This window comes from Enterococcus cecorum DSM 20682 = ATCC 43198 (genome assembly GCF_000407565.1).
GTDB lineage: Bacteria > Bacillota > Bacilli > Lactobacillales > Enterococcaceae > Enterococcus_E > Enterococcus_E cecorum.
Genome location: NZ_ASWI01000003.1, coordinates 733004 through 758319 on the forward strand (window position 1 = coordinate 733004; position 25316 = coordinate 758319).

Consider the following 25316-nt stretch of genomic DNA (forward strand, 5'->3'; position numbering starts at 1 on the left):
AGGAAAATAGAGATGGTGAATAGGATGTATCAAGTAATTCGTATGCATGGTGATAATGAAGTGTGGTGGTTCTTTGAAGGTTGGCAAGAAGACATTGTGGAAGAACAATATTTTGCTACTTTTGAGGAAGCAGTCGTAGCTTACACCTTATTATGGCATGAATATAAAATAAAATATTCCTGTGTCAGTGCAAAAGAAAATTATCTTTGTGCGTTTTGGAATGAAGAAGAATTACGTTATTGTGAGGAATGTGAGGATGATTTACAGCAATATCATTCCATTGCTTTATTAAAAGATTTTGAACCCGTCACAATAACAAGTGAAAGGAATTTATATGAAACAGCTAATCATTGCGGAAAAACCAAGTGTTGCCAAAGATCTGAGTAGAGTGTTAAAAGCAACGAAGAAAACTAAAAATTACTATGAAGGCGACAAAGTGATCGTCACTTGGGCTTTAGGACATTTATTAACCTTAAAAATGCCTGAAGATCTAAACAAAGAATGGCAACAATGGCAATTAGAGACACTGCCAATGTTACCAAAGCAAATAGGTATCAAACCTTTACCAAAAACTGGTCATCAATTAAAGGCGATTGCATCGTTGGCCAAACGAAAAGATGTAGGAGAAGCCGTGATTGCGACCGATGCTGGACGTGAAGGAGAGTTAGTTGCCCGTTGGATTTTGCAGTGGGTGAGATTTAACAAACCAGTGAAGCGTCTATGGATTTCATCACAAACAGACAAAGCCATTAAACAAGGTTTTGCCAATTTAAAACCAGCCAGTCAATATGACAATTTATATGAGTCAGCTATTTCTAGAGCAAAGGCGGACTGGTTGATAGGATTAAATGTGACCCGCGCTTTAACTGTGAAATATCAAGATAATCTAAGTGCTGGACGTGTACAAACACCGACCTTGGCCTTAGTGAGACAGCAAGAAAAGCAAATTGAAAAGTTTCTTCCACAAGAATATTTTACAATTCAGTTTGCCGATAATCAGTTGACCTTTACTCATCAACAAAAGAATCCGCAAGCTATCAAAACACGAGAAGCGGCCCAACAATTAGTTCAAAAGATGAGCCAAACAGCAGGCACCGTGGAAAAAATTGAAGAAAAAGTCAAACGCCAAGCCGCACCATTACCTTATGACTTAACAGAAATCCAGCGTGAGGCTAATCAACGTTACGGATTTTCTGCTAAAAAAACGCTCTCCTTGGTGCAAAGCCTATATGAAACCCATAAAGTCGTCACTTATCCGCGGACTGATAGTAAGTATTTAACCACGGATATGCAAAATACGATGAAGGAACGCCTACAAGCAATTAGTGATTTTGATCCGCAAGTCAAGACGATTATTAAAAATGGGTCTAAAGTTGTCTTAAAGAAAGTCTTTAATAATGCGTTGGTTTCTGACCACCATGCCTTGATTCCAACTGAACAAAGGGCAAATTTTGCTAAGTTATCCAGTGATGAACAACGCATTTATCAGATGATTGTGTCACGCTTTTTGATGTTGTTCTTACCTGAATATCAAGAAAAGGTTGAGAAAATCACACTATCATTTGGTGCTGAACGCTTTGTTGCAAGTAATAAAAAAGTGCTTGAACCAGGTTGGAAAGGGGCAAGTGACGAAGTAAAAGCAAAGGTCGTGCACTATACAGAAGGTCAAAAAATCAAGGGTGAGTTTAGCATTGAAAAACAATTGACCACCCCGCCTAAGCCATTGAGTGAAGGTACTTTGTTGGCGAAGATGGAAAAATATAGCTTAGGTACGCCGGCCACGCGTGCTGAAATGATAGAAAAGTTGATTAAAAGCGACTTGATGGAACGCAAAGCCAATTATTTAGCGGTCACTCCTAAGGGAAAACAGCTACTAGGTTTGGTGAATCCTTCATTAGTCACGCCTGAATTGACGGAAAAATGGGAGAAAAACCTAGAAAAAATTGCGAAAGGTCAGATGAAGAGTCAAGAATTCATCCAACAAATCGAACAAGATACGAAGCGTTTAGTGGCTGAGATTAAGCAAAGTAACCAAAGCTATCAAGATTTTTCAATTACGCAAAAACGTTGCCCAGAATGTGGTTCGCTCTTAAAAGAAAAGAATGGTCGCGATGGCAAGCGTTTGGTCTGCACGAATGAAGACTGTCAATACTCAAGACGAAAAGAGCCAAAAGTATCCAATCATCGTTGCCCACAATGTCATAAGAAAATGGAAATCATCGAAGGGAAAAATGGCGCTTATTATCGTTGTAAATATGATGGCACGACTGAAAAAATGCAAACCAAGGCTGAACGAAAACAAAAAATGACCAAACATGAAGAAAAACGACTATTGAAAAAATACAGTCAAGAAAATACAGAAATGGAAAGTCCATTAGCTTTAGCCTTAAAAGCGATGATGGCTGAAGATAAATAATACAAAAGATACTCAAATCCTGCATGGAGGCGAGTATCTTTTTTATGTTGTGCATGATATTTGGCTGTGGTAAAATGAATGAAAAAATAATTAAAAAAAGGTGTGATGAAATGAAAGAAGGAAACAAACAGATTGTTAAAATCATTACTTCATTGATTTTTGGTTCTTTAGGCAGTAGTGTTTTATCTTTTGTTATCGGGTTAGAAATTTTATCCAAAACCAATTCTGCACTTGCTTTTGGTGGGACGCAGTTAATTGGTCCTGTGGTATCGTTGGTTTTACTGCCATTTGCTGGGGCAGTGGTCGATCGTTTTGAAAAGAAGAAAATCATCTTTATTGCACAAGTTGTGAGTATTCTGATGCTTGTCTTTTATGCTTTTTCGTTAAAAAGTGGTTTTTCCGTGTTGATTTCCACTTATTTGCTATTGATTGTATTACGGCTAGCGGATATTTTTCTGAGTACGGCCTATGGAGCAGCAACTATTCATTTGGTAGATGAAGCCGATTTACAAAAGGTGAGAAGTTTTGAACAATTAGTTTCAGCAGTGAGTCAAATTATTGCGCCAATTATTGGTGGCATCATTTATGTGCTTATTTCCTTAGCCAATATCGTATTGTTGGAAGTTGTTTGTGAAAGTCTGGCAGTAATAGTCTTGATGATGGTGAATTTTCATTATCGCAAAGTTAGCGACAGTCACGTGGATGAGTCACAGGATTCTTTGTTAAAGATGTTTTTATCCGGATTAAATTATATCAAAAAGGATCGTTTATTGATGTTTGCGATGGTGATGGGTATGTCCATTAATTTCGTCTTATCTTCTATTAGCGTCGGAATTCCATATATTCAAATTCACCAACTTCATTTTCCAACACAAGCTTATAGTTTTTCTGAATCAGCTTTTGGATTTGGATTAATCTTGGCTTCCTTGATTTTATCTATGATTAAAAATATTCGTTATCCACTTTTGAATACCTACATTTATGTGATTTCATTAGGGGCAATTATGAGTATTCTCGGATTTATATTGATGCAATCTCTTCCGTTAAAATGGATGATTGTCATTATGATTGTCGGAAATTTTGTAATGGGTGTATGTATTACCCTTTTAAATGTGCCGCTGAATACTTGGTTAAGCGCGTATGTCGATCCACAGTTTCAAGGTCGTGTCTTTCACTTTTTAATGACTGGAGTGCAATTATTAATGCCTCTGGGAATTGTTTTTTATTCATTCTTATTTGAAGTGGCCAACGGTGGACTGACCTTCTTTATTTCAGGAATCGTTATGATTGTCATGATGGTACTGTTACCCATTCTATTACAAGCCAATTTAAAATCAGCGGAAATAAAACCACAAGAAAATCAAGCATAACAATAAGGCCTAGCAGATGGATTGCTAGGCCTAAACTAATGTATAAAAAGGGGACGAAGACTAGAAATGTGCAAGATTAACGGATAACTTCTTCAGATTCTACATCAAAGAAGTGTGCTTTATTCAAGTTAAAGGCTAATTCTACTTCTTCACCTGGTTTGTGATAATCACGCGCATCCACACGAGAAACAAATTCAGTATCACCAATCATAGTATAAAGCATGGTTTCAGCACCTAAAAGTTCAGATACGACAACAGTTGATTTCACACAAGCATCAGGAGTTGCATCTAATACGACACGTTCGCTATGAATATCTTCTGGGCGGATACCAAAGATTAATTGTTTTCCTTCATAACCTTTTTCAACTAAGATTTTATTACGTCCTTCAGGTAATTTCACTTTCAAACCACCATCGTTTGTAATATAACCATCTTTTAAGGTTACTTTGAAGAAGTTCATGGCAGGTGATCCGATGAAACCAGCTACAAAGACATTGCTTGGTGTATCATAAACTTCTTTTGGAGAGCCGATTTGTTGGATAATACCGTCTTTCATAATAACGATACGGTCAGCCATTGTCATCGCTTCTGTTTGGTCGTGAGTAACGTAGATCGTTGTTGTATTTAAACGTTGGTGTAACTTCGCGATTTCTGCACGCATGGCTACACGTAATTTCGCATCCAAGTTTGATAAAGGTTCGTCCATTAAGAAGACTTTAGCATCACGCACAATCGCACGTCCTAAGGCAACACGTTGACGTTGACCACCAGATAGAGCAGCTGGTTTACGATCAAGATATTCAGACAAGCCTAAGATTTGAGCGGCATTTTCCACACGTTTTTTGATTTCTGCTTTATCATATTTACGTAATTTCAAACCAAAAGCCATGTTATCGAATACTGTCATATGTGGATATAAGGCATAGTTTTGGAATACCATCGCGATATCACGATCTTTTGGTGCGACATCATTCATCACTTTATCGCCAATTAATAATTCACCTTCAGAAATATCTTCAAGACCGGCAATCATACGTAGAGTAGTTGATTTACCACAACCAGAAGGACCAACGAAAACGATAAATTCGCGGTCGGCAATTTCTAAGTTAAAATCTGTTACTGAATATTTTTCAGCGTTATCATATTTTTTATATACATGTCGTAAAGCCATTTCTACCATAAGTTTATACCTCTTTCTATGTTTAATCATCCTATTCGCAAAGTTTATTTTTGCGAGAAATCTTTTTATCGACATCCTTAATATAAATGAAAGCCTTTTACATCTCAACGTTAACATGTACAAAGAACACCTCAGTGAATTGTGCAAAATGTTGAAATCGCTTTTCACACATAGAAAGAATTGTCGAATCTGTCTTTCTTAGATACAATAAAGATGAAAATAATTGAGGTGATGACAATGCAAATTTTACCTTTAGAGCAAATTTATGCGGAAGGTTTCATTAAGGATGAGCCTTTATTTAATAAAGATTTTTTGTGTATTCCATATAAGGGAAAGTTCTTTTGTATTGAAAAGCAAAAGTTAAGCGTTACAGAGCAAAAATTACTTTTAACATTATATCCCAATGTAGCCCCTCTTTATGAATTAGAGCGCAAATTTTGGTATCAAGTTTTATTCAAACATACACGACTTTCTGAAAAAGACGCGGGTGAATACCGGATTATTCAAGTCCAGTTTAAGCGGATGGATGACAGTATTTATCATTCATGGATACAAACGATGGAAACTATTTTGCCAAATTTAGTCGATTGTTTATTTGTTAGTTCAAACCAAGCCCTACTTATTGACAAAAGAACAGAGAATTATTATCAAAAAGAAGAATTGCATGGATTGTTCACGGCTTTGGATGATGATTTTGCGACCTTTACCCAGATATTTGTGGGGGCTTTTTATCCAAGCGAGGTTGATTTTACGAAGATTTATCGTGAGGAAAGCCGGTTATTTCAAGAAATGTTAGTTGAAAATCCTAAAAAGTATCTTTCTTTGAGTGATTGCGTTTTATATTTAGCAACGAGTCAAGATTTAACGAATTATGAGTCATTAAAAGAGTTAGGAAAAATCTTTTTTGCAGAAGAAGGCATGAAAGAAGTCATCCATGCATTATGGAAAAATCAAGCCAACGTTTCTTCGACTGCTAAAGATTTATTCATGCACCGTAATACATTATTGTATAAAATGGAAAAGTTTCAACAACGTTTTGATTTGAATTTGAAAGAGCTAAATGATTTATTAATGGTTTATTTAATTTCGAATTTAAAATTTTAATCGAATTTTCATATTGACATCCTCAAAATTTTCTGATAAATTGGATTCATCAAATTGAAAATACGTTGAAAAGAAGAGTAGCCATAGTCCTTTTTCAGAGAGCTTCTGGTTGGTGCAAAGAAGTAGAGACCTATGTGTGAAACACATCTTGGAGTAGATTTTCTGAAATGAGGAAGTAGGAAGATTCGGGTGGCCCGTTATAGCCAGAGTCAAGTAGACTTATTGAGACAATTACTGCGAGGTAGTTGTGAAAAAAGGTGGAACCACGTCAACACGTCCTTTGGTTAAAAAAACCAAAGGACTTTTTTATTTTAAGGATATGAGGTGGGTCGATCAGCTCCAAGCAGGATAAGGTTTCCCAAAAAAAAGTTTACTTGACTCACGGAGTTCTTTTCTGCGAGGGAAAGATAAATAAAAGGTGGCACCACGTCAATCACGTCCTTTGGTCAAAATGATCAAAGGACTTATTTTATACCTTGAGGGCAAGATAGTGGGTAAGTTCACCAATCATAGAGAAATGAGGTTATACATGTGCAAGTAATATTAGATACGTTTCCCCAAATTATTCAAGGGGCAGGGGTAACATTAAAGCTATTTGGATTGACCATCTTAGGTTCAATTCCACTAGGGGTATTGTTAGCATTCTTATTAAGGAGCCGCTTTTATCCAGTGAAATTATTGATTCAATTCTATGTTTGGCTCATGCGCGGAACCCCGTTACTATTACAATTAATTTTAGTCTTTTACGGCTTGCCTTATATCGGCATCGTCTTTGATCGTTTTGAAGCAGCTTTGATTGCCTTTATTCTAAACTATGCCGCCTATTATGCAGAAATTTTCCGTGGTGGGATTCAATCCATACCTAAAGGCCAATATGAAGCAGCCAAAGTATTGCATCTAAGTCCTTGGCAAACGATTAGTAAAATCATCATTCCGCAAGTCACTAAAATTACCTTACCTTCTGTCGGCAATGAAATTATTAACCTAGTCAAGGATACTTCGCTTGTATATATTTTAGGTTTATCCGATGTGATGCGTATTGGTAAAATTGCGATGGAAAGAGAATCTACCTTGTTGCCATTAGTAGGCGTGGCAATCGTTTATCTATTAATGACTGCCATCGTGACTTTACTGTTGAAATACTTTGAAGGACGCTTAAATTATTATCGTTAGGAGGGATTGTATGTTAGCACTAAAACAAGTCAACAAAGCATTCGGTTCACGACAAATTATTCGCAATCTAGATTTATCCATTGAAGAAGGCTCGATTTTATGTATTGTAGGTCCCTCTGGTGGTGGGAAAACGACACTGTTAAGAATATTAGCTGGTTTAGAAACTTATGATAGTGGCGAATTTTTATTAGATGGCCACCCCTTTAATCCAAGCACTTCAAAGGAACAAGTCGTTGGGGTCGTCTTTCAAGATTTTCAATTATTTCCACATCTAAGTGTGATGGAAAATATTACGTTAGCTCCTAAGTTGGCATTGAAGCAATCGGCGGTCGAATCTCAACAAATGGCACAAAACTTGGCGCAACGTTTAGGTTTATCTCAACTTTTGGACCATTATCCTTATCAATTATCTGGTGGGCAAAAACAACGGGTCGCAATTGCACGGGCGATGGCGATGAATCCCAAAGTGTTAGCTTATGATGAGCCAACGAGTGCCCTTGATCCAGGTTTAAGTCAACAAGTCGCTGATTTAATCTTAGAAATGAAAGAAGCAGGTATGACGCAAATTGTGGTGACTCATGATTTGGAATTTGCCAAGAGAATTGCCGATCAACTTTATCAGGTAACCCCTGTTGAATAAACATAAAAATAAAAGGAGAAGATGAAAATGAAAAAATTATTTAAAGTATTATCAGTTGTTGCGTTAGGTTTAGTATTAGGCGCATGTTCTACTCAGAAAAAAGGCGAAACGAGTAAGTCTGCTGCCGACAAAAAAGAAGTCGTGGTAGGGCTAGATGATACCTTTGTGCCAATGGGATTCAAAGATGACAGTGGTAAAATTGTTGGTTTTGATGTTGATTTAGCGAAAGCCGTATTTGAATTAACGGATCAAAAGGTGAAATTCCAACCAATTGACTGGTCGATGAAAGAAACAGAATTAAAAAATGGAACGATCGATATGATTTGGAATGGTTATTCTGTGACTCCTCAACGTCAGAAAAAAGTGACTTTCACAGATACTTATATGAAAAATACCCAAGTGCTAGTCACACCTAAGAAAAGCAATATCACCAAGCCTGAACAAATGAAAGGCAAAGTGTTAGGGGCACAAGAAGGCTCTTCAGGTTATGATACTTTTACGAAACAGCCAGAAGTTCTACAAGATATCGTTAAAAATAATGATGCGACGCTGTATGCTAGTTTTAATGAAGCCTTTATCGATTTAGAAAATAGCCGGATTGATGGTCTGCTAATTGATAAGGTATATGCTGAATACTACTTGACACAAGCCAAAAAATTAGCAGAATATAATATTATCGAATTACCATTTGATAGCGAAGATTTCTCTGTTGGGATACGTAAAGATGACGAAAAATTAGCCAAACAAATTAATGAAGGTTTCAAAAAATTACAAGAAAATGGCAAGTTTAAAGAAATCTCAGAAAAATGGTTTGGCCAAGACGTCACACCTAAACAATAAGGATTTGCTTTTGATACTCAGAGCCACTTCTCAATAAAAGGAAGTGGTTCTTTTTTTATTATTCAGAGAAAAAACTAAGAAAGCGTTTTATATTTTGGTATATTCAATGACGAAAAAGTGATATAATTATAACGAGAGGTGAGAAAGATGAACGTAGCAATTTGTGATGATAATATGGCTATTCATGAACAATTACATAACCTATTGTCATAATTTTCTCATCAGTATGGACAAGAAATCAAAGTGTTCGATTTTATGAATGCACAAGAAGTATTGGACTATATTCAGGATGAAAAAGCAGTAAAGATGGCCCTTTTACTTTTAGATATTGAAATGGATGGACTAGATGGGATTGCTTTAAATCAATATTTGATAAGGAATAAAAAGATTTCATGGATCGTATATGTCTCAAATTTTGTTGAACAAATGAGTGAAGCTTTTAGTGAAAAAACGCTAGGCTTTATCAGTAAGCCCATCGAGAAGGAAAAGTTATTCATCAAAGTGTTAGAGGTAAGTAAAAAGATTACACAGAGTAACTTGAAAATAACGATAAAAGATATTCATGATACGGTTCATACCCTCTATCTAGAAAATATCGAGTATTTCGAAGCGCTAAGAGGCTATACGAAAATTCATCTATTTCCACAAGCGGAGATGATTATCCATCAATCTTTTACAGAGACAATAGCACAATTTCAGCAACTACCGATTTTTGTTTGTCGCCGTTCTTATGCCATTGTGCTATCAAAAGTTAAAAAGATGACTTGGAAAGATGTGACGCTGCTCTCAAATGCGAAAATTCCTCTGGGTCGAAAAAAATATCAAGAATTACAACGAAAATACATGGATTATATGGAAAATGGGTGATCTAAATGGGTGAGTTAATCAATGCAGTGATGTATGAATTGTTGTTTCTTATCGCGGTATTATTAGGTTATGCCTTTTTTGGTGGAATAAACTTTGTCTCTTCAAAAATTTTATGGGGGACGTTAATCAGTTTGTTAATAGTTATTCCAATATATATCAATCGCGCGTTAAATATTGTTAATCCCACACAAGAAGCATTCTTTTCAATCATGTTGCTCTTATTATTAGTAAAAAAGGAAAGTGCTAAGAAATGTACCGACCCCCAAAAGTTAGACCATAAAATCTAACAATTGGAGGTCGGTATTTTTATGTCCAAATATTCTTATGAGTTTAAAAAGCAAGTTGTAAATGCTTATCTTAATGGCGAAGGTGGTTATACTTATCTTGCAAATAAGTTCGGCATTCCATCTGTTAATAAAGTTAAACTATGGGTGGATAATTACAATGCATTTGGTGATGAAGGATTAAAACGTTCTAGAAAAAAAGATTTTTATTCTTTTGAAAAGAAGCTTTCTATAGTAGAGTTATATTTATCAAGTGAAATCTCATATCAAGATTTAGCTCTGCAAGAAGGAATTACTAATCCAAGTATGATCACAAATTGGGTGAGTCGCTTTCGCGCAGCTGGTCCTGATGCCCTAAGACCACGCAAGAAGGGACGAAAGAAAACATTGAATACAACTAATGGCAATACACAAAACAAACCAGTTGAAGAATCTTCTGTTGATACAAGTGCAGAACATGTAAAAGAGCTAGAAGATGAACTTCTTAAATTGAGAATTGAGAATGCCTTTTTAAAAGAACTGAGGAGGCTGCGTTTAGAGGACGAGGAAAAAATGAGAGAACGGCACTCGTCATCAACAGTCTCCGACGAGAATTCAAACTAAAAGACCTTCTCTCTTATACAGGCATGCCTAAAGCAACATATATGTATTGGCAAAAACGATTTGATAGAGAAAATCCTGACAAAGAACTTGAAGAAAAAATCCAAGAAATCCGTAAGAATAATAAGGATTACGGATATCGTAGAATACATGGAGAGCTTCATAATCAGGGATATCTCATCAACAAAAAGAAGGTTCAGCGAATAGTTCAAAAACTTGGCTTGCAGGTGACATCCTACACACGCAAAAGTAGGAAATATAGTTCCTATAGGGGCAGGACTGGTACCATTGCACCCAACAGAATTCGCAGACGCTTTAATACGCACATACCCCATCAAAAAATCACAACGGATACGACTGAATTTAAGTATTATGAAGTTGATGTCAAAGGACATATGACAATGCATAAGCTGTATTTAGATCCATTTATGGATATGTGTAATGGAGAAATACTAAGTTACGGTATCGATAAGAAACCTTCAGCAAAGAATGTAATGAATGCCTTGGATAAAGCCATTGAAATCACTTCAGACTGCCCTTATAGACGAACATTCCATTCTGACCAGGGTTGGGCATACCAGATGAAGGCATACTCTCACAGGCTAAAAGAAGAACGAATATTTCAAAGCATGTCTCGAAAGGGCAACTGTCTAGATAATTCCGTAATGGAGAATTTCTTCGGTCTGCTTAAGCAAGAGATATACTATGGCGTTAATTACTATAGCTATGAGGAATTAAAAATGGAAATAGAACGATTTATAAAGTATTATAATGAACAACGAATAAAAGAAAAGTTAGGATGGATGAGTCCTGTTCAATATAGGCTCCATCTTTTAGCTGCATAATGAAAACGAGACGACCGGAGTCGTCTCGTAAAAAAGTCTAACTTTTGGGGGTCACCTCAAAACTGATAGTCTTATATCCTTTCATTTTTGTGATGATTGCTCTGTTGAACTTAAATGTGATGTATATTTTTCGTTTTTTATTTCATATTGAAGTGATTAACCTCTTCTCTTTATCACCCTATTCTGATTTTACAATGGGCGTTTCCTTGCTAGTTCTATTGCTATTATGTTTATTCAGAAAAAGATGGTTGGATGACGAAATTATGCTCAGCAACAAGTAGTTAGTCTCGCTCTATACGATTTTGGTATTAACTTGTATGATGATATTTTATGTGAATCATTACCAACATTTGATTCATCCGCTTAAAGATGGAGCGTTATTTGGATTTTTTTCAGTATTTTCTGCTACAATTTTAAATTTTTTAGGTGTTTATCAAGTGATTCTAGCCCAAAATTATAGCCTATTAGAAGAAAATTTTCGACTTCAACAACAATTCCATTCTATGCAAGAGGTTTATTTTGAGAATATTTTGCATCAGAGTAAGCAGACTAGAAATTTCCGTCATGATATGAAAGCTCATTTTCAAACAATTGCCCAAATCGCTCAAGAGCACAATGATCAAGCAGTGATGAATTATTTGGATGAAATCGCGCATCTTTTTCATTTTGATAAGCAATATTTTTATACAGGGAATCAGATAATCGATATCTTGTTGACGAATTTAATCGAAAAAGCACGCGAAAATAATATCACAGTTAATATAGAAGGAATCATTCCAAAAGACTTAAATGTGGATTCCGTTGATTTAACGATTATTTGCTATAACTTATTACAAAACGCGCTAGAGGCAACAATCCTAGAAAAAATGATTTCTTTAGTGTGTCATGTTCGATTAAGAATCAACAATTTATTTTTGTTGTGAAAAATAAGGTATCAAATGAAATCAGTATTGAAAATGGACTGATTAAATCTCAAAAAGCAGATGAGAAAAATCACGGTTTGGGTTTGAAAAATGTTAGAGATGCTGTTGAAAGAAGTAAGGGAATTTTTGATATCAACGTTAAAAATCAACAGTTTATAGCTAGAGTCGTTTTGCCCTTAGATTAGTTGAAAATATTTGGTTGTAATCAAATGTTTTTAGTATAGACTGCATTTCGTTGATAAAACCTGCATTTCGTTAATGTATTCTTATTTTTTTGATTTATATGAATTACAATTAAGTTGACGAGAGGAAAGTGTGGTTATAAGATGACTTTTCATAAGTGGTGGCAGCGATTACTCATTAGCCGTTATAGATAGAACATGGATGAAAAGAAGGGAAAAGCGATGAAAAAAGACCATTTATTAATCTTTAGTTTTGTATTAGCATTTTTACTGTCGATAATTTTCAATGCATATCTTCCTTCCGTTGCAAAAGTATTTAATTTTGTCACTTTTTGGATGCTAATTGCTGTGATAGTATATAGAGTCTTAATAAATAGAAGAAAGAGATGAAGAAGGGAATTTCAGATGGTAATTAAGAAGTATTATCCAGTTCTACTTGTGATTGGTCTGTTGTTTTGGTTGAGTGTGTTTATCCTCCCTACTGATTTTTTGAGTGATATTTTGGGAAATTTTCGTTGGGGTGGTGTCGTTGGGTTGATTATTAATCCGATAATTGGCATAATCTGTTTACTGCTGGCTCTATGCTATAAGAATTATTGGATAGCTGGCTTAAGCATTCTTTTAGCTGGACTTCTTCCACTTGCAATTACGTTATTTGGGTTTTAAGTACGTCATTCTCCTTCGAAAATTAAATGAGGGAGAATGATTATTTCGTTATAATGGTAACGCTTTATACTAAGTGTGAGTTGTGATATAATGAACTTGTAGAAGTGACGGAGTAACAAAGGGATAGGAAAAATCTTGATAGCTAATCCTGTTTACTCATCATTGGAGTTACACATTAGAAAGAAAGGGTGAGTCTTATGTTGCAAGAATTAAACAAAAAAATGAGAAGTCTGGATCTAAAATTTAGAAGTTTAGATAGTACGATGAAATTTTTGGTTGTCATTTATGGCGCGCTATTTGGCTTTATGACTGGTTACTTAATCTATAAATTATTTGTGGTACACGACTATTTCTTTCTATTCATTTACATTATTTTTATGATTGGAATGTATATCAATTTGTATTTTCAAAAAAAGTATCCGATGTGAGCTTGCTTTGAGTGCGTGCTACTTTTTAAAAATGATAAAGGAATACGGAATTTAGGTATAATTAGAAACGATGTGATGAATTTGATTTCGGGCATCGTTTTTTTGTCATATTTTTAGTATAATGGAAAGGATGAAGGGGTTGAAATGATTTATGGCGCAAAGAAAGAAAAGAAAATCGACCAAGAGAACAAAAAAACAGCAAGCCAATAATCAAACCATGGCAATGATTATTACCGGCTTTTCTTTTATTTTTTTAAGTTTACTTGGTTTATTTAAATTAGGCTTTTTAGGCATTTTATTTGCCAATATATTAAGATTTTTTGTTGGAAATACGTACCCATTATTAGCGGTAATACTCATTTTTTATGGAATCTGGTTATTGGTCAAACATCAGCTCACCGTCTTTGATTCTCGTAAGCGTAGTGCTGGTTTGGCATTAACCTATGTTGGGATATTAGTGATTGTTTCGGCGATGCTTTTTGCGAAGATTCATACTAAAAATCCTAATATTTTAGGAACAACGCTAAATCTATGGGTGAGTGATTTAAAACATAGCCAAATTAGCCAAAGTCTTGGTGGAGGCATGATTGGTGGCGCGCTCTACCAAGTAACTTACTTCTTAGTGGCCCAATTTGGTAGTTATGTATTGGGTGTCTTAAGTATTTTTGTTGGGGTCTTTTTATTTACGCAAAAGTCGGCGCAAGATTTGATTGATTTTCTTCAAGATTTTGGCGAGGCAATTAGTCAACGTCTCAAGGTCAGTGAAGAAAAACAAAAATTGCGTGAAGAAAAGAAAAAGGCCAAACAAGCGAAAAAAGAGGCTGAAAAAGAAGCACTCCGTCAGCAAATGTTAGAACAGCAGAAAAATCAAGTGCGACCTTTTACTGAAACTGAGGAACAAGAACGCCAACATAAAGCACCAGAAATGATTATTGAGCCTCATCAGATGAGTTTGATTGAGCCAACTGAGGCTGAAAAGTTAATGCAAGAACAAAAGGATGCGAGTCAGGTTCCACCCAAACGTTCCCGCAAAACCAAAGCAGCTCCTGAAGAGGACATAGAAGGCGATGATCCATTAGAATTTAGCATGGAAAATGAGGAGCCAGATGAATTTTATGAGTTGCCACCAAGTACGTTGCTTGATCCGGCGAAAGTTCAAGATCAAAGCGATGAATATGAAAAAATTAAGCAAAACGGGGAAATCTTAAATCAGACTTTCCAAAGCTTTGGCGTCGATGCTACGGTGGTGAAGGCAAGCTTAGGCCCTTCTGTGACGAAATTTGAGATTCAGCCAGCTGTTGGGGTAAAAGTGAGCAAAATTGTTAGTTTAACCGATGATATTGCCTTAGCTTTAGCGGCCAAAGATATTCGGATGGAAGCACCCATTCCAGGTAAGTCATTGATTGGGATTGAGGTGCCAAACCAAAATATTTCGATGGTTTCATTTAGAGAAGTTATTGAAGCCACACCGGCACATCCAGATAAGATTCTTGAAGTGCCATTAGGTCGTGATATTTCTGGTAAAGTGCAGACATGTGATTTAACGAAAATGCCGCACTTATTGATTGCTGGTTCGACAGGTAGTGGGAAGTCGGTAGCGATTAATGGGATTATCACCAGTATTTTGATGCAAGCCAAACCACATCAAGTGAAATTAATGATGGTTGATCCGAAAATGGTTGAGTTGAATGTGTATAATGGGATTCCGCATCTGTTAACACCAGTGGTAACCAACCCACGTAAAGCTGCCCAAGCGCTTCAAAAAGTCGTGAAAGAAATGGAAGAACGCTATGAAAAATTTGCGGCTACTGGTGTGCGCAACATTGCTGGTTATAATGAACTAATTGAAGCAAAAAATCAAGAAGATGGGCAAAAACGTCCAATTCTACCATTTATTGTGGTGATTGTTGATGAATTGGCTGACTTGATGATGGTCGCAAGTAATGAAGTTGAAGATGCGATTATTCGTTTAGCACAAATGGCCCGGGCAGCTGGGATTCATATGATTTTAGCCACACAACGTCCAAGTGTTGATGTCATTACGGGAATTATCAAAGCCAATGTACCTTCACGTATTGCCTTTGCAGTATCTTCAGGAACGGATTCGCGCACCATTATTGATAGTCATGGGGCGGAAAAACTATTGGGACGTGGAGATATGCTTTACCTACCAATGGGTGAGAATAAACCTATCCGTGTGCAGGGAGCCTTTATTTCAGATGGAGAAGTTGAGCGTATTGTCAAATTTGTGACCGATCAAATGGGGGCAAATTATGACGAGAAGATGATGAATCTGGAAGAAGAAGCACCAAGTGAAAGCAACAATGACTATCCACAAGATGAATTGTATGAAGAAGCCAAGGCCTTAGTTGTTGAGATGCAAACGGCAAGTGTTTCGCTTTTACAACGGCGCTTTAGAATTGGTTATAATCGAGCTGCCCGTCTGGTAGATGAGTTAGAAGCCAATGGGGTAGTTGGCCCTTCTGAGGGGAGTAAACCACGGAAAGTTTATCTGGAATCCCTAGATACACCTGCGGAGTATGATGAGCTGCCTCAAGATTATGAATAACAAATTAGCCTTGCTAGGTCGAGAGGATCGACTCTGATAGCAAGGCTTTTGTTGTATTGTGTATTTTTTATTTGTGATAAAATGTACAAGTATATTAAATATAAAGGAATTAAGATGAAAACACTTAAACAACAAATCAATCACTATGTATTTCCCTTAATCGCCAGTCAGTTGCTACAGATGGCGATTGGCATTGCAGCACTACACTTTGCAACAGCCGGTTCTACGCATTCTCTTTCTGCCATTACGATTATTCAAAATTTTTTATATGCCTTTGGTGGAATATTAGGGGCATTTAGTCTGAGTTTTAATATTTTGGCGGCGCGAAGTTTTTACCAAGAGAAGCAACAGTTCCAGCAATATGTACATTCAGCCTTGCGCTTGTGTTTATTATTTGGCGGGGGCTTCTTAGCTCTTTGCTTGCTTTTTGGCAAACTGTTTTTGCGATATTTTTATGGTTTTCAAGGGGATTTATTGCTAAAAGCGAGTCAGTATCTCTATATCATGTCGGGCTATATCTTACTATTATTGCTTTCGTTTCTTTTTAGCAATCTGCTCAAATTCGCCCAAAAGACAACAGTGATTTTTCGTATCGGCGTAATCAGTGCTTTACTCGAATGTGGCTTGAATATCATTTTAGTGCCACTGTGGGAGATTCAAGGAGCGGCCTTAGCGAATATGGCAGGTGTCTTGTACCTCGTATTGGCCTATTTATGGCATATTTTTCCCATCCTCAAGCAAAGTCTCTTGCAATCAGCTAATCAAATGCTTGCTATCACACGTTTAGGTATTCCGTTAGCCATCCAGGAAATATTTGAGAGTGTCTTATTTATCCTCGTTTTTGAAAGTTTTATGGGACATTTGGGGAATACTACGCTAGGTGCTTATGCTGTCATTTCTCAAATGTTTGCAATTATAAAATTACCAAGTCTAATGTATGCCAATAGTTTGCCAGTCTTTTTACCAGAAGTCACTCAAAAACAAAAGGCACAACTGTTAAAATGGTTATTGCGGATAAATTTTCTATTGTTTATTGGGCTATCCATTGTAGGAACTTTGACTATCCCAGCTTTTGCGCAACTTTTTACCCAGCAAATGTTTAGTCACTTAACATTCATGGCGGGATTTACTTTTAGTGTGATGCTAGCTGTCCCATTTTATGAAATCATTAAGGTCTACTTACAAGCGCAAAATCATGAAAAAATGGTTGTTATGCAAACAATTATTGTTAATCTAGCAGGTTTGCTCGTGATGTTTGTTTGTCAGTTGATACATATTCAAACTTACTATAGCCTATTTGTGGTCTTTGGCTTGACGCAAGTGGTGCTCGCACTTAGATTTTCTCAGGTCAGTTTTCAGCAAAATTTAAAGTAGATTTCATTGCATTTCCCTAAATTTTTCGCTATAGTGGATACGATATTGATAAAGTGAGGGAAAAACGATTGAAACCATCTATTTATGGATTAGAAAAAGCAGAATTAATTGCCTGGTTTGAAGCAAATGGCGAAAAGAAATTCCGTGCGACTCAAGTTTGGGAATGGTTATATGAAAAGCGAGTGATGACTTTTGCGGAAATGACCAACCTATCCAAAGCCTTGATTGCTAAATTAGAAGAGAACTTTGAGATTTGTCCGTTAAATCAAATTGTCGTGCAAGAATCAAGTGACGGTACAGTAAAATATTTATTTGAATTACCTGATAAGCATATGATTGAAACAGTTTTAATGCGTCAAGATTACGGAATGAGTGTCTGTGTGACGACGCAGGTGGGCTGTAATATTGGTTGTACCTTCTGTGCGAGTGGCTTATTGAAAAAACAACGCGACCTGACAGCTGGGGAAATCATGGCCCAAATCATGCTTGTGCAACACTATTTTGATGAGCGTGACTTAGGTGAACGTGTTTCTCATATCGTGGTGATGGGAATTGGTGAACCTTTTGATAATTATGATAATGTAACGAAATTTTTACGCATCGTGAATGATCCAAAAGGTATGGCTATTGGTGCGCGTCATATTACTGTTTCAACGAGTGGGATTGTACCGAAGATTAAAGAGTTTGCTGATAATGGTTTACAAGTAAATCTTGCAATCTCTTTACATGCGCCAAATGATGAATTACGTACATCTATCATGCGTATTAACCGCAGCTTCCCATTGGCAAAATTAATGGATGCGGTAGATTTCTATTTAGAAAAGACTAACCGCCGTATTACCTTTGAATATATTATGTTGGCCGGTGTGAATGACCGTGTGCATCATGCCCAAGAATTGGCGAATTTACTCAAAGATAAGAAGAAACTAGCCTATGTGAACTTAATTCCATATAATCCAGTCAGTGAACATGACCAATATTCAAGAAGTAGCAAAGACGATGTATTGCGTTTCTATGATACATTGAAGAAAAATGGCGTTAACTGTGTCATCCGTAAAGAACACGGAACCGACATCGATGCCGCCTGTGGCCAACTACGAAGCAAACAAATGAAAAAAAGGTCGTGAGAAGGGTCGATTAGCTACAAGCAGCTAAGTTTGTCCGGAATGTCAGGAAAATCCACTATGTTTTAAGATTTTCCTAGACAGGCCGGCTTAGATGCGATGTAGCTACCCTTCGAACGCCGTGTATAAAGGGATGTGAGGCAGCTCGCCGAATACAGATTAAAAAGGTCGTAAATCGACTCGGGCAGCTACGTAGTTCGAAATGAATTCAATCCATAATGACTTGTTTTCTTTTAAAAAATTGAAGGAGGCAAGTCATTTTTTTGCATTTTTTAAAAAAAGCTTCCTTGCTTGATTTTTCAGACAATTCAGAACAAACAAGATAAATTATCAGTTATATTATTAAAAACGGATGAAAATTATGTTGATTTTTTAATAATTAATCATTATTATTAGTTTATCTCTCATAGTATTGAAAGATAGATGGATAAAAGGGTGGAATGAAAATGAAGAAAAAACAGGTATTAGCATCTTTTGCTTTATGCGCTTTAGTTTTAGCGGGATGTTCAACAGGTGGCGGTGACAAAGCCAAAACTGAAAGTGGCGATAAGGCTGCAAAACAAGAAATTAATGTCGTGGTCCAACAAGAAATGCCTTCAGGAGACCTTTCTTTAGCGACTGATACGATTAGTTTCACAGCTTTGAACAATGTGTATGAAGGGTTATATCGTTTGGATAAAAAAGACCAACCACAACCTGCAGGCGCTGAAAAAGAGGCAGAAGTATCTCAGGATGGTACGACTTATACCGTTAAATTACGTAAAGATGCTAAATGGTCAAATGGTGATCCAGTAACGGCCAAAGATTATGTCTATGGTTGGCAACGTACAGCAGATCCTAAAACAGCAGCTGAATATGCGTATCTATATGCATTAGTGAAAAACGGAGAAGCCATCATCAATGGTGAAAAACCAGTGAGCGAATTAGGGATTAAAGCTGTAGATGATTACACATTAGAAATTCAATTAGAAAAGGCAACACCATACTTCCCATACTTAATGGCGTTTCCTTCTTTCTTCCCACAACATGAGGCAACGGTGAAAGAATTTGGCGATGCTTATGCGACAAAATCTAATAAATCTGTCTACAATGGACCTTTCGTATTAGATGGTTTTGATGGACCTGGTACCGATACTGAGTGGGCTTATAAGAAAAATGACTCTTATTGGGATGCAAAAAATGTCAAATTAGATAAAGTAAATGTCAATGTAGTCAAAGAATCTTCTACTTCATTGAACTTATTCAAAGATGGTCAAGCAGATGATGTCATTTTAACTGGTGAATTAGCCAAACAAATGAAAAATGATCCAGCTTATGTGACACAACCAGAAGCACGTACCACTTATTTAGAAGTAAACCAACGCGATGAAAAATCACCATATCGCAATGCTAATTTACGTAAAGCTTTTTCTTATGCTATTGACCGTAAATCTTTAGTGAATAATATCTTGGGCGATGGTTCTGCAGTGGCGACTGGTTTAGTTCCTACAGGTAATATGACAGGTCCAGATGGTAAAGACTTTACTGAAGATTCTAAAGTCAAAGTGACATACGATAAGAAAAAAGCCAAAGAATATTGGAACAAGGCTAAACAAGAGTTAGGCATTGATAGCTTAACAATTGAATTAGTTTCTGATGATACCGATGCGACGAAGAAAGTCAGTGAATACCTACAAAGTTCATTACAAGATACTTTAGATGGTGTGAAAGTGAACTTAACGCCAGTACCATTCTCTGTTCGTTTGGATCGCGGAAATAAAGGTCAATTCGATATGATTGTGAGTGGTTGGGCAGCTGACTATTTAGATGCAAGTAGCTTTACTGATTTATTCGTTACTGGTAATAGCTATAACCGTGGTCGCTGGAGTAATGCTGAATATGATAAATTAGTTGATGCTTCAGGTAATGCTGATGCGACAGATGAAAAGAAACGTTGGGATGACTTACTAGATGCTGAAAAAGTACTTCTAGATGAAAGTGGCGTAATCCCAGTCTTCTATAAATCAGAAGCACACTTACGCAATCCAAAAGTAAAAGGCATCGTTGCTCACCCAGCCGGCGCCCAATACGAATACAAATGGGTAGAAGTCAAATAAGGTCGTAAATCGACTCGGGCAGCTACGAGCAAAAGGTTATCAATCAACTTGGTCAAATACGAGAAAATTCATGTGTTACCTACTACTAAGAAAATCGGATGAAAGGAGATTTTCTTAGGCAGGAGGGTGAATTTTCCGAGTATTTAGTTGATTGATACCGAGAAGGATAAGTTTATTTAAGCAGTCTGGCAGTTTGCTAGACTGCTTATTTTAATGCTTACTTAAAATATGAATCTAATTGTTTGAAATAATCTGAATTTTTTTATTTTTGTAAAAAGAACAGAAAAAAATCTATATCTTTCTGATAATGTTAATATAAAAATGTTTTACTGAAAAATAAAAACAAAAAATTGATAGCAACTTTCAAATATTATGAAAAATTAAAAATAATTGAGAAAAACTAGTTGAATTTTTAATAATTATTATTTAAAATTGCATTAAGCTAATTTTTTTAAAACAAAATTAATGATAGGGGAGTTTAGTATGAAGAAAAAATGGGTGATTGCAACTCTGGCAGTTTGCGGATTAGTGTTAGCGGGCTGTTCAACAGGAAACTCATCAAAAAAGGAAGAAAGTAAATCTTCTGACACATCAGCAGTAGCGAAAAAACAAGTCTTTAATATGGTTGAGGGTGCTGAAATGCCATCAGCAGACCTTTCATTAGCAACAGATGAAGTGAGTTTTTCAGCTTTAAACAACTGTTATGAAGGTCTATATCGATTAGACAAAGATAATAAACCAATTCCTGCAGGTGCTGCAGAAATGGCAAAAGTAAGTGAGGATGGATTAACTTACACATTAAAATTACGTGAAGATGCTAAATGGTCAAATGGCGACCCAGTAACGGCGAAAGATTATGTTTATGGTTGGCAACGTACAGTCGATCCAAAGACAGCTTCTGAATATGCTTACCTATTTGAACCAGTTGCTAATGCTTCTGATATCACTGCCGGTAAGAAAGCAACAAGTGAATTAGGTATTAAAGCGGTGGATGATTATACACTAGAAATTAAACTAGCAAAAGTAACACCATACTTTGACCAATTACTAGCATTTCCAATCTTCTTCCCACAAAGTCAAAAAGTGGTAGAGAAATTTGGTAGTGACTATGCAACAAAATCTGAAAATGCTGTTTATAACGGACCATTTACTTTAGAAGGTTTTGATGGCCCAGGTACAGATACAGAATGGTCTTATGCGAAAAATGATACTTACTGGGATGCTAAAAATGTGAAATTAGATAAAATCAATGTGAGTGTTATTAAAGAATCTTCAACAGCATTGAACTTATTTAAAGATGGTCAATCTGATCAAGTAACGCTAAATGGTGAATTAGCACAACAAATGGCTAATGATGAAGCTTACTTAACGATTCCAGAAGCTTCAACTTTCTATCTAGAATTTAACCAAAAAGATGAAAAATCACCATATCGCAATGCTAATTTACGTAAAGCTATTTCCTATGCAATCAATCGTGATTCTCTAGCAAAACAAGTTTTAGCCAATGGTTCAATTGCGACAACCAACTTGATGCCAGAAAAATTCATTTATGATCCTAAGACGAAGAAAGATTTTGTCAAAGAAGCGAAATCTCCTGTGAAATATGATAAGAAGAAAGCAAGAGAATACTGGGAAAAAGCCAAGAAAGAACTTGGTGTCGATCAAGTGAAACTAGACATTTTGTCTTCTGACTCAGATGTGGCTAAAAAGATGCTTGAATATCTACAAGGTTCATTACAAGAAAACTTACCAGGTCTAAAAGTAAGTGTTAGTCCAGTGCCATTCTCAGTTCGTCTAGATCGTTCAAACAAAGGTGATTTTGATACGGTTCTAAGCGGATGGGGTGCTGACTATGCAGATGCTTCTAGCTTCTTAGATATGTTTACAATTGGTAACAGCTACAACCGTGGAAACTGGAACAATGAAGAATATACGAAACTTGTTCGTGCCGCAGCTACTACAGATGCCGCTGATGAAGAAAAACGTTGGGATGACTTTGTAAAAGCTGAAAAGATTATCATGGATGAACAAGGGGTAGTGCCAATCTATCAAAAAGCAGTTGCCTATATGCGTAATCCAAAAGTCAAAGGTATCGTCAACCACCCAGCTGGTGCGAAATACGACTTCAAGTGGACTTACATCGCTAAATAAAGCAATGTGAAACTTTCAAAAAATAAGCTGATGCACTTTTACTTCAGTGCATCAGCTTTATAGGTTTAAAAATAACCAGAAAAAAGTAGACAAAGCACACTCGTAAGTAAGAGTAGGCCACTTATTTCAAAAAAGAAGCGGGAACTACCTTTACTTGCTTGCGAGAGTGAAAGATCATCTTCTTTTAATTTTTTGAAGGCTTTTTTCATGGAGTAATGGAAGAAATCAAACACTCCAGAAGATAAAATCCACAAAAAGACGGCAATGATTAAAAATGGTAGCATGGATAAAAACAAAGTGTCTGAAAGATTGACCAAATGTAATTCATGCTTCATTGTTAGAAATCCTATATTGCCAAGTAAAATAATGAGAGATAGATACAGAGACCACTTTTTGGGACGCATAAGAAGCTCCTTTCTTGGTTTATCTATGCTAAATGTACACAAAATCATGTGAGAAGTCAAAAAATCCTATACTTAAAAAATTGGAGGGAACCTATTTGAATAGTTATGTAAAATACATTCTTAAGCGACTATTCTATATGGTAATTACTTTGTGGTTGATTGCTACCATTACTTACTTTTTAATGAAGCTTCTACCTGGTACACCATATACCAACGCTGAGAAATTATCCAAAGAACAAATTGCTATTTTAAATAAACAAATGGGGCTTGATCAACCTGTCATTGTTCAATATGGAAAATATTTATGGAATGCCCTACACTTTAATTTTGGGACTAGTTTCCAATTTAAAAATCAACCTGTTGCTTCATTATTAATGGATCGTATTGGACCTTCCTTACAATTAGGGTTCCAAGCTATTGTTGTAGGTACGATTTTCGGAACAGTTTTAGGGGCAATTTCAGCCATGAAGCAAAATACTTGGGTGGATACCTTGGCGACTTTAGTGGCTATCATTGGGCGTTCGATTCCTAACTTCGTGTTTGCGGTATTATTACAATATTTCTTTGCGATGAAATTACACATTTTACCAATCGCGAAATGGGAAGGTTTTGCATATACGATTTTACCGACGATTGCCCTTGCGATGAGTCCATTAGCCGATTCTGCTCGTTTTATTCGTACGGAAATGGTCGAAGTCTTACATAGTGATTATATTGAATTAGCGCGTGCCAAAGGATTGAGTCGTTGGCAAATTGTTTTTCATCATGGTTTACGTAATAGTTTGATTCCATTATTAACATTATTAGGACCTTTAGCAGTCGGTTTGATGACTGGTTCATTGGTTATCGAAAATATTTTTGCTATTCCAGGTATCGGGGAACAATTCGTTAAATCAATTACTACAAATGACTATCCAACCATCATGGCCGTAACAATCCTTTACTCTACAATGTTGGTTGTCGTTATCTTAGTGGTCGATATCCTTTATGGAATTGTTGATCCTCGTATTCGTGTATCAGAAGGGAGTCGTGGCTAGATGGAAGTGAAACAAATGCATGAAGAGATTGCCAAAATTCCTGCTTCTGAATTTGAATTTCTACAAAAAGATACCGTTGAAGAACGTGAAGCCATTGCCGCTCCTTCTTTGACATTCTTGCAGGATTCATGGCGTCGATTAAAGAAAAATAAGGCCGCTGTATTTTCAATTACTTTATTAGCGATTATTTTAGTTGTGAGTGTGGGCGCAATTTTCTTCTCACCACATAATCCAGCTAAACAAAATATTGACTATATTAACTTACCACCAAAAATTCCTGGTATAGATATCAATGGCCTTAACGGGAAAGCCATGGTCGGGGGTGAATTAGTCGATAAATATAAAGAAGCAGACGTACCTAAAGATGTGTACTTTATTTTTGGTACAGATAGTCTAGGTCGTGATTTATTAAGTCGCTTATTAATGGGAACGCGAATTTCTCTATTTATCGCCTTTATTGCGGCTATACTAGATATTTCCATCGGGGTAGTCGTTGGTTTGATTTCTGGCTTACTTGGTGGACGTGTCGATACGATTTTACAACGTTTGATTGAAATCTTATCTGGTATTCCAACCTTAGTCGTAATGATTTTGATGTTAGTTGTATTTAAACCAGGTATTCCATCAATCATTGCAGCAATGGCGATTACCAACTGGATTCCAATGGCCAGAATTGTGCGGGCCCAATCCTTGAAGCTAAAAGATCAAGAATTTGTACTCGCAGCGACTACATTAGGTGAATCTAAAATGAAGATTGCATTTAAACATATCTTGCCGAATATTTCTAGCGTGATTATTGTGCAAATGATGTTTAGTATTCCATCAGCAATTTTCTTCGAGGCCTTCTTAAGTTTTATCGGTTTAGGGATTAAGCCACCAGCAGCTTCTCTAGGGATGCTTTTAAGTGATGGATATAAGACATTCTTATTCTTGCCATATCAAATGTGGATTCCAGCCATCATGCTATCAGTAATTATGATTGGGTTTAACCTTTTAGCAGACGGTTTACGTGATGCTTTCGACCCTAAGATGAAGGAGTAAAC

Annotated in this window: 23 protein-coding genes and 1 other annotated feature; of the genes, 21 read left to right on the forward strand and 2 right to left on the reverse strand. The window is 36.3% G+C overall.

Annotated features, from left to right (window positions below; translation table 11 throughout):
- The first annotated feature begins 24 nt into the window (after window positions 1–24).
- From I567_RS04350 to I567_RS04360, 3 genes are all read left to right on the forward strand, one after another.
- A complete protein-coding gene (locus I567_RS04350; RefSeq protein ID WP_018345423.1) occupies window positions 25–387 on the forward strand; it encodes a DUF1033 family protein in 363 nt (120 codons plus the stop codon).
- On the forward strand, window positions 335–2416 hold the full coding sequence (locus I567_RS04355) for a DNA topoisomerase III (protein ID WP_016251036.1): 2082 nt from the start codon (window positions 335–337) through the stop codon (window positions 2414–2416). Before I567_RS04350 ends, I567_RS04355 begins: the two co-directional genes overlap by 53 nt.
- Window positions 2417–2526: 110 nt before the next feature.
- Entirely contained in the window at window positions 2527–3786 is a 1260-nt protein-coding gene (locus I567_RS04360; protein ID WP_016251037.1) for an MFS transporter, read from the forward strand.
- 76 nt (window positions 3787–3862) lie between these two features.
- Here I567_RS04360 and I567_RS04365 read toward each other — a convergent pair whose 3' ends face one another.
- On the reverse strand, window positions 3863–4966 hold the full coding sequence (locus tag I567_RS04365; RefSeq protein ID WP_016251038.1) for an ABC transporter ATP-binding protein: 1104 nt from the start codon (window positions 4964–4966) through the stop codon (window positions 3863–3865).
- Between the two features lie 237 nt (window positions 4967–5203).
- On the opposite strand from I567_RS04365, the gene I567_RS04370 reads away from it, so the two are divergent.
- From I567_RS04370 to I567_RS04455, 16 genes are all read left to right on the forward strand, one after another.
- On the forward strand, window positions 5204–6070 hold the full coding sequence (locus tag I567_RS04370; protein WP_016251039.1) for a helix-turn-helix domain-containing protein: 867 nt from the start codon (window positions 5204–5206) through the stop codon (window positions 6068–6070).
- A 56-nt stretch (window positions 6071–6126) separates the two neighbouring features.
- Window positions 6127–6354, forward strand: a binding site (T-box leader).
- Between the two features lie 247 nt (window positions 6355–6601).
- Window positions 6602–7243: an amino acid ABC transporter permease gene (locus tag I567_RS04375; RefSeq protein ID WP_016251040.1), complete on the forward strand. Its 642-nt coding sequence runs from the start codon at window positions 6602–6604 to the stop codon at window positions 7241–7243.
- A gap of 10 nt (window positions 7244–7253) precedes the next feature.
- Complete coding sequence (locus I567_RS04380; RefSeq protein WP_016251041.1) at window positions 7254–7883, forward strand: amino acid ABC transporter ATP-binding protein; 630 nt, start codon at window positions 7254–7256, stop codon at window positions 7881–7883.
- Between the two features lie 27 nt (window positions 7884–7910).
- A complete protein-coding gene (locus I567_RS04385; RefSeq protein WP_016251042.1) occupies window positions 7911–8723 on the forward strand; it encodes an amino acid ABC transporter substrate-binding protein in 813 nt (270 codons plus the stop codon).
- Window positions 8724–8966: 243 nt separating this feature from the next.
- Window positions 8967–9590 (forward strand): LytR/AlgR family response regulator transcription factor, encoded by a 624-nt coding sequence (locus tag I567_RS04390; RefSeq protein ID WP_016251043.1) that lies wholly within the window; start codon window positions 8967–8969, stop codon window positions 9588–9590.
- A gap of 5 nt (window positions 9591–9595) precedes the next feature.
- On the forward strand, window positions 9596–9877 hold the full coding sequence (locus I567_RS04395; protein ID WP_016251044.1) for a hypothetical protein: 282 nt from the start codon (window positions 9596–9598) through the stop codon (window positions 9875–9877).
- Between the two features lie 21 nt (window positions 9878–9898).
- A protein-coding gene (locus tag I567_RS12365; protein WP_111736148.1) for an IS3 family transposase occupies window positions 9899–11319 on the forward strand; the annotation gives its coding sequence in 2 pieces (ribosomal slippage) (window positions 9899–10466 and window positions 10466–11319; 1422 coding nt in all).
- 317 nt (window positions 11320–11636) lie between these two features.
- Window positions 11637–12242 (forward strand): ATP-binding protein, encoded by a 606-nt coding sequence (locus I567_RS04410; protein ID WP_018345329.1) that lies wholly within the window; start codon window positions 11637–11639, stop codon window positions 12240–12242.
- The gene (locus tag I567_RS04415; RefSeq protein ID WP_016251047.1) at window positions 12239–12427 is read left to right on the forward strand and encodes a GHKL domain-containing protein; all 189 of its coding nucleotides are present in this window, start codon (window positions 12239–12241) and stop codon (window positions 12425–12427) included. Before I567_RS04410 ends, I567_RS04415 begins: the two co-directional genes overlap by 4 nt.
- Window positions 12428–12829: 402 nt before the next feature.
- Window positions 12830–13090: a hypothetical protein gene (locus tag I567_RS04425; RefSeq protein ID WP_016251048.1), complete on the forward strand. Its 261-nt coding sequence runs from the start codon at window positions 12830–12832 to the stop codon at window positions 13088–13090.
- 197 nt (window positions 13091–13287) lie between these two features.
- Complete coding sequence (locus I567_RS04430) at window positions 13288–13518, forward strand: hypothetical protein (RefSeq protein ID WP_016251049.1); 231 nt, start codon at window positions 13288–13290, stop codon at window positions 13516–13518.
- 151 nt (window positions 13519–13669) lie between these two features.
- A complete protein-coding gene (locus I567_RS04435; RefSeq protein ID WP_016251050.1) occupies window positions 13670–16087 on the forward strand; it encodes an FtsK/SpoIIIE family DNA translocase in 2418 nt (805 codons plus the stop codon).
- A gap of 114 nt (window positions 16088–16201) precedes the next feature.
- Window positions 16202–17461, forward strand: a complete 1260-nt coding sequence (locus I567_RS04440; protein ID WP_016251051.1) for an MATE family efflux transporter — start codon at window positions 16202–16204, stop codon at window positions 17459–17461.
- Between the two features lie 68 nt (window positions 17462–17529).
- Window positions 17530–18588, forward strand: a complete 1059-nt coding sequence (gene rlmN / locus I567_RS04445) for a 23S rRNA (adenine(2503)-C(2))-methyltransferase RlmN (RefSeq protein ID WP_016251052.1) — start codon at window positions 17530–17532, stop codon at window positions 18586–18588.
- A 443-nt stretch (window positions 18589–19031) separates the two neighbouring features.
- Window positions 19032–20681: a peptide ABC transporter substrate-binding protein gene (locus I567_RS04450; RefSeq protein ID WP_016251053.1), complete on the forward strand. Its 1650-nt coding sequence runs from the start codon at window positions 19032–19034 to the stop codon at window positions 20679–20681.
- A gap of 483 nt (window positions 20682–21164) precedes the next feature.
- Window positions 21165–22832, forward strand: a complete 1668-nt coding sequence (locus I567_RS04455) for a peptide ABC transporter substrate-binding protein (RefSeq protein ID WP_016251054.1) — start codon at window positions 21165–21167, stop codon at window positions 22830–22832.
- A gap of 65 nt (window positions 22833–22897) precedes the next feature.
- Here I567_RS04455 and I567_RS04460 read toward each other — a convergent pair whose 3' ends face one another.
- On the reverse strand, window positions 22898–23236 hold the full coding sequence (locus I567_RS04460; protein ID WP_016251055.1) for a DUF3899 domain-containing protein: 339 nt from the start codon (window positions 23234–23236) through the stop codon (window positions 22898–22900).
- A gap of 95 nt (window positions 23237–23331) precedes the next feature.
- Between I567_RS04460 and opp3b the strand changes: the two genes are divergently transcribed.
- Window positions 23332–24273 carry an oligopeptide ABC transporter permease gene (opp3b, locus tag I567_RS04465; protein WP_016251056.1) on the forward strand — a complete coding sequence of 314 codons (942 nt, stop codon included), beginning with the start codon at window positions 23332–23334 and terminating at the stop codon, window positions 24271–24273.
- Window positions 24274–25314, forward strand: coding sequence for an ABC transporter permease (locus tag I567_RS04470; RefSeq protein WP_016251057.1), 1041 nt, complete (start codon window positions 24274–24276; stop codon window positions 25312–25314). It abuts the gene before it with no gap.
- The last annotated feature ends 2 nt before the right edge of the window (window positions 25315–25316 follow it).

Bases quoted from the DNA above. Each gene is read 5' to 3' on its own strand.
- I567_RS04350 (WP_018345423.1), top strand. From the start codon at position 25: ATGTATCAAGTAATTCGTATGCATGGTGATAATGAAGTGTGGTGGTTC.
- I567_RS04355 (WP_016251036.1), top strand. From the start codon at position 335: ATGAAACAGCTAATCATTGCGGAAAAACCAAGTGTTGCCAAAGATCTG.
- I567_RS04360 (WP_016251037.1), top strand. From the start codon at position 2,527: ATGAAAGAAGGAAACAAACAGATTGTTAAAATCATTACTTCATTGATT.
- I567_RS04365 (WP_016251038.1), bottom strand. From the start codon at position 4,966: ATGGTAGAAATGGCTTTACGACATGTATATAAAAAATATGATAACGCT.
- I567_RS04370 (WP_016251039.1), top strand. From the start codon at position 5,204: ATGCAAATTTTACCTTTAGAGCAAATTTATGCGGAAGGTTTCATTAAG.
- I567_RS04380 (WP_016251041.1), top strand. From the start codon at position 7,254: ATGTTAGCACTAAAACAAGTCAACAAAGCATTCGGTTCACGACAAATT.
- I567_RS04385 (WP_016251042.1), top strand. From the start codon at position 7,911: ATGAAAAAATTATTTAAAGTATTATCAGTTGTTGCGTTAGGTTTAGTA.
- I567_RS04395 (WP_016251044.1), top strand. From the start codon at position 9,596: ATGGGTGAGTTAATCAATGCAGTGATGTATGAATTGTTGTTTCTTATC.
- I567_RS04410 (WP_018345329.1), top strand. From the start codon at position 11,637: ATGATGATATTTTATGTGAATCATTACCAACATTTGATTCATCCGCTT.
- I567_RS04425 (WP_016251048.1), top strand. From the start codon at position 12,830: ATGGTAATTAAGAAGTATTATCCAGTTCTACTTGTGATTGGTCTGTTG.
- I567_RS04430 (WP_016251049.1), top strand. From the start codon at position 13,288: ATGTTGCAAGAATTAAACAAAAAAATGAGAAGTCTGGATCTAAAATTT.
- I567_RS04435 (WP_016251050.1), top strand. From the start codon at position 13,670: ATGGCGCAAAGAAAGAAAAGAAAATCGACCAAGAGAACAAAAAAACAG.
- I567_RS04440 (WP_016251051.1), top strand. From the start codon at position 16,202: ATGAAAACACTTAAACAACAAATCAATCACTATGTATTTCCCTTAATC.
- I567_RS04450 (WP_016251053.1), top strand. From the start codon at position 19,032: ATGAAGAAAAAACAGGTATTAGCATCTTTTGCTTTATGCGCTTTAGTT.
- I567_RS04455 (WP_016251054.1), top strand. From the start codon at position 21,165: ATGAAGAAAAAATGGGTGATTGCAACTCTGGCAGTTTGCGGATTAGTG.
- I567_RS04460 (WP_016251055.1), bottom strand. From the start codon at position 23,236: ATGCGTCCCAAAAAGTGGTCTCTGTATCTATCTCTCATTATTTTACTT.
- I567_RS04470 (WP_016251057.1), top strand. From the start codon at position 24,274: ATGGAAGTGAAACAAATGCATGAAGAGATTGCCAAAATTCCTGCTTCT.